Source organism: Halorientalis persicus (assembly GCF_900110215.1).
GTDB classification, from domain to species: domain Archaea; phylum Halobacteriota; class Halobacteria; order Halobacteriales; family Haloarculaceae; genus Halorientalis; species Halorientalis persica.
On sequence record NZ_FOCX01000079.1, the window covers coordinates 1 to 4,913 of the forward strand.

Consider the following 4,913-nt stretch of genomic DNA (forward strand, 5'->3'; position numbering starts at 1 on the left):
GTGAATGCGAACACAGGCTTGGTTCTTCTTCGGCCCGGTCACCGTTGACCGCCAGTCGAACTCGTAGCCGACCACGATTCGACCGTACTTGTCCACTCTCCCTATTTCTTCATCTTCGTCTGGACCGTCCCAGCTGCAGCGGTACTGTCCGTCTCCGACGGGCGCGTCGACGACACCGCCACCGCACACTGGCACGTCGGTTGGGTTCCGGTGGCACTGGCCGAGTGTCGCGAGTGCGTCGGCGTTGATCGCGATGCTTTCGATTGTCTCTCCGTCGACGGTGGAACTCTCGACTGCGAACCGGTGTTGGCTGGTTCCCGACCGTGGTGGGGAGACGTGGTCGGTGATTGTGATGTCGAAGTCTTGATCGAGGATGCTCGCGAAGCGTTCGATCCCGGTCAGGATGGCGGGCTTGCCTTCTTCGACGACCATTTCCCCGGCTGGAGTTTCGACCGGCTGTGCGGCGTGCTGGCCTTCCAGATCGGGCTTGTGGATCGGGTGTTCCCGGATGAGGACCGTGCCGGCCGGCCCCAGCAGCACGGTAGGAGCGTCGTCGCAGACGATCAGGTCATAGTTCTCCACCGAGTATCGGCCTTTGCCGGCGAGCGCCCGGAGTGCGATTTCGACGGCTTTTGGGCCGATCCCGTAGCCGTACCGGGTGAGCGTGCCACTGGCCCGGTGGAGCCACCGGTTGAATTCCTCGCGAAAGTCCGCATACGCTGATGGGAGCTCCCAGACGGCCTCACCATGTTCGTTGATGTAGGACTCGACGTCACCGTCACTGACCCAGCGTGTGTGGGCGAGATACCGCCGTTCGTTGTGGAACAACTGGCTGGATTTGTCTTTACGTTGGAATCGACGGAGTGTAAGTTCGCAGTCGGTACTCTGGCCGTCCTTCAACTGATAGAACCCGTCGGTGACGAGCCGGTCGGCCGTCACGGGAGCTCGATAGGAGGCGGCGATTCTGCTCTGTCCCAATCCTGGACCGTCCGCATCCCAGTATTCGGCGAGTCGTTTGTTCTGTGACATCGATCAACTGGACCGCCGTGCCCCAATTCTGTCTCGTTGCAATTTGCCACGAGCCAATTTGGTACAAAGCAATTTCAGTTAGCACTGTATGCTAACATGGCTAGACACCCCCCATTCAAAGTATATTCCGGCGGTTCAGCCCTTCTTTAGGACCAGATACAGTCTTTCCACGAATCTAGTTCTGACAGGGAGTGTTACAAGAAGGCCGAGTAGCGGTCGAGGATCTAGATGCAGAGGATGTATGCAGCGACCGGTTGTCGTTTGTTTCATCCCATCATCGATGAGAGAGCATTAGGTAAACGTGCAGGCTCATTGTTGTGACAAGCGAAGCCCCAACTTCCAGATCCTCTGAGGATAGAGGAAAATATCCACTTCTATAGAAGAGAGCAGCGCGAGTACCCCGACCCACCGTGGTCGGGGGTGAAGCGCGTCAGAACACGAGCTTTTAACAGATAGCGAACCGTACAAAAATCCAGTGCAGTCGTCCAAACTCACCCAAACACTATCGTTTGGACTAGACATCCACACGGGGAGTGGCGACGACTTGCTAACCGGCTGTCTCGAAGCCCGCCGTATCCGCAACGAGACCAATCGTCTCGACCGACAAGGCGGTGAATGGGATGCCATCAAATCAGTTGTCGTGGATAACGCTAACCACGTCAAAAACACTAGTCAACTCATCGTTGACAAGGCACTCGGTGAAATCGAAACCTACCACGACAATAAAGACGATGATTGGGGGCGGCCAGACCCGTATATTGACGAGTTGTACCCAGTGCTGATGAACCACGGCGAAGGCTACCGCTTGTTCCCCGAAGACGACGGGACAGTTCGTTTCCGTATCACTGCCACGAGAGGCACGCACGTCAAAGGCGAACTCCGTGGTTGCTCCGACCACTTTGATCAATTACGAACCGCATTCAACGACGAAGAGTGGCGGGTTGGGACCGCTGAAGTCGTCCACAAACACAACGAGTGGCGACTCCACGTCACCGTCACACACGCAACTCATCGAGTCGCTAGCAAGAACGATGCAGACACGATTGTCGGTGTGGATGTCAACGAAGACTGTATTGCACTTGTTGCGATGAGTCAGAGCGGATCGGTGAAAGACTCCGTGGTATTCGAGTATCCGTCAGTGAAAGAACAGCGCCACGAGTTCTTCACCAAGCGCAAGCGGATGCAGAAAGCCGAACAGACTGCATTCGAGACAGTCGTACAGACTAAAGAACGCGACTACGTTCACGATTGCCTGCATAAAGTGTCGCGGAAAGTAGTTGGATGGGTCTCGCAATTCAGAGACCCGGTAATTGTCTTTGAAGACCTCAAAGACATGCGTGACTCCATCGACTACGGAACGCGGATGAACCGCCGCCTACACTCGCTGCCGTTTGCAGCACTCCAAAACATGGTGTCGTACAAAGCTGCGTGGGAGGGAATTCCGTCTGACAAGGCTAATCCTGAGTACACGAGTCAGCGATGTCCGAGAACGGAGTGCCAGCACACAGAACAGGCGAATCGCCAGAAAAAGCGGTTCAAGTGCAAACGGTGTGGGTTCCAAGACCACAGTGATAGGAAGGCGGCAGTGTGCGTGGTGCAAAACTGGTTTGACGAGCAAGAGACTGAGAATGTGCCGTCTCTCGAAACCCTTCCACGAGTACGGAAGGTGAGACGGGCGGCATCGGGTCCTGGTGGAGGGACCGACTCTCACGGAGCAATTTTTGCTTCGGGTGTTCACCGACACGGAACGTCGGCACAACCGTCACAGGGAGCGCGAGAGGAATTAAAGACCGTTGCCTCAGCAGTGCAGGACTAAACACGGATGCCCCGCGCCACCGTGCGCGGGGTACTTCACCTTGGGCCGCTGTTCCATCACCTATCCTGTAGTCTCGTCACTACTTTGAATGTTTGCCTGCCTACAGAATCCGTCAGCAACTCAGTTTGTCAGTAGCCCGAGGTCTGCTCATATATCGACTGGGAATTTCACCGGAAACGTAGTGTGCTGGTACCAAAATCGGCGAACACTTACAGTTGAGGAGGCTAAAGAAATTGCTGGAAGGATCTAGTCACACGCTCCTTCCATCCTCTGTTCCATGAAAGGTGATGAAACGGTTCTTGGCCGGTGTCCAAACTGCGCTGAGACCATACCTGAAACCTGGATTTTGGTCAAATACACGAAGGATGACGGAACTGATAGTATCTGGGCTGAGTGTCCTGGCTGTGGGGATGTCGTCGCCCCTGAGTGATTAACCAACAAACCGAGTATCAGCATAGTATTGTTGGTTAACACAGACAGTTACGGTTCCACTGTCGTCACGGGAGCTCTTCTGTGACGTCGACGAGCTCCTCCTGGGTCTGCCAGCGGTACAGCCGTCCCTCTTGCTCGAACAGCTTGAAAACGCCGTCCTGCATCCAGCCGAAGGGGTGCTCCTCGTCCTCATACACCCGTTTGAGGACGTGGCTTTTCTCGAAAAACTCCGTCGTGCCGACGAGGAGGCCCTGCTCGACGAGGAAGTCACTCGGTTCTTTCTCGGCGACGCCAACAAGGTAGGTCACGATGTCGGCAATCAGGCAGAACTTCTGGATACTGTTGTCCCACTCCCCGCGGATGTCGACCATCCGGAACGCGTAGGCGTCCTGCCGGCGGTTGAGCCGGTCGACCACGAGGTTCAGCCGCCGAATCGGCTCCCGGTCGTAGTTACCCAAGACGAAGTATGAATGGTCGTTCTCGTAGACGGGGGTCAGTTCGCTCAGAGCGTGGAGGATCTCCTCGTTGTCCGCCAGCGATATCTCTTCGTCGTCGAGTTGGTCCTTCGCACTGGTGAGGACTTCTTCAGGGACGGGCGACTCCTCGTCGGACATACACGCTCCCTCTCAGCGTCGTGCGATATGGTTTACGGAGTAAATCACCAGCTTAGTTAAGTATGGTTTAGTACAGAGTGGTTTACTCAAGGGTAAACTACTTGCCGCCAGGCCGTGTATCGTGTCGTATGAGTACCGACCTGGGAACTGCCGAGGGGATGGAATCCCGCGAACTCGTCCACTTCGTCACCCAACAGACGCGGTTCGCGCTGATCAACAACATCCTCCAGCACCCCGACCAGCTCCCCTCGATGTACGAGCTCGAGGAGCTCAACCCCAGCGTGAGCGATGCCACCGTCTACAAGCACATCCAGAAGCTCATCGACGCCGGCATCGTCAAAGAGGTCGCCCTAGACGACGACCAGCGCCGGCAGGGCTACCCCTGGAAGTTCTACGGCCTCACGGAGGAGGGCCGGGAGTTCCTGGAGGAACACAACCTACTGGCCGCTGAAGAGACGCTCCAGCAGATCTACGACACCATTTCCGACAAGCCCGAGAAGATGGTCAAGTACGAGAACGCCCCCCGTCCGGACGGCGTCTAACGGCACCGGAATCTGTTGAAACCCTCAGAAGTTGAGAGGAATGGCGTGGTGAACTACCCCTGCCTACTCACTCACGGCTCTCGCCGTTCGTTCCTTGAGGCAGGGGCTTCCTGTTTCCACGACGTAACTTGCAGACACTTCATGGATGGCATCCGTGTCCACAGCGGTTCCAGTCTCCGCAGGCGTTGCTTCGGAGTGAACCACTCCTAGCTTCCGCAAACCACGTTCCCAGACGTTCAACGCGGCATTATAGTCACGGTCGGTTTCAAAACCGCAACTCGGGCACGAGTGTTCCCGGACCCACAACGGCTTCTCGGTTTTCACACCACACTGATTGCATTCTTTCGTCGTGTCTTCCGGGTCAACTTCCACGACATGACAGCCACGCTTCCGACCGTGGTGTTTCAGGATAGCGATGAAGTCACGCCACCCAACCTCGGCCGTATTCCGACCGTTCTTGTCGCCTTCCAGCATCGACTT

At 56.2% G+C, this 4,913-nt stretch carries 6 protein-coding genes; 3 read left to right on the plus strand and 3 right to left on the minus strand.

Features of this window, described 5'->3' with window-relative positions:
* The coding region (locus BMX17_RS24475; protein WP_092665157.1) for a hypothetical protein at positions 1–1,029 on the minus strand (1,029 nt) is incomplete at its 3' end.
* A 475-nt stretch (positions 1,030–1,504) separates the two neighbouring features.
* Here BMX17_RS24475 and BMX17_RS24480 point away from each other — a divergent pair.
* Both BMX17_RS24480 and BMX17_RS27190 read left to right on the plus strand, forming a co-directional pair.
* The gene (locus BMX17_RS24480) at positions 1,505–2,845 is read left to right on the plus strand and encodes an RNA-guided endonuclease TnpB family protein (RefSeq protein WP_092665160.1); all 1,341 of its coding nucleotides are present in this window, start codon (positions 1,505–1,507) and stop codon (positions 2,843–2,845) included.
* Between the two features lie 277 nt (positions 2,846–3,122).
* Positions 3,123–3,275, plus strand: coding sequence for a phage terminase large subunit family protein (locus BMX17_RS27190; protein WP_244515110.1), 153 nt, complete (start codon positions 3,123–3,125; stop codon positions 3,273–3,275).
* 67 nt (positions 3,276–3,342) lie between these two features.
* Here BMX17_RS27190 and BMX17_RS24485 read toward each other — a convergent pair whose 3' ends face one another.
* Positions 3,343–3,891, minus strand: coding sequence for a DUF8170 family protein (locus tag BMX17_RS24485; protein ID WP_092665163.1), 549 nt, complete (start codon positions 3,889–3,891; stop codon positions 3,343–3,345).
* Positions 3,892–4,019: 128 nt separating this feature from the next.
* On the opposite strand from BMX17_RS24485, the gene BMX17_RS24490 reads away from it, so the two are divergent.
* Complete coding sequence (locus tag BMX17_RS24490; RefSeq protein ID WP_092665166.1) at positions 4,020–4,433, plus strand: MarR family winged helix-turn-helix transcriptional regulator; 414 nt, start codon at positions 4,020–4,022, stop codon at positions 4,431–4,433.
* A 63-nt stretch (positions 4,434–4,496) separates the two neighbouring features.
* On the opposite strand, the gene BMX17_RS24495 is transcribed toward BMX17_RS24490, so the two are convergent.
* On the minus strand, positions 4,497–4,913 hold a 417-nt coding region (locus tag BMX17_RS24495; protein WP_139203776.1), incomplete at its 5' end, for an RNA-guided endonuclease InsQ/TnpB family protein.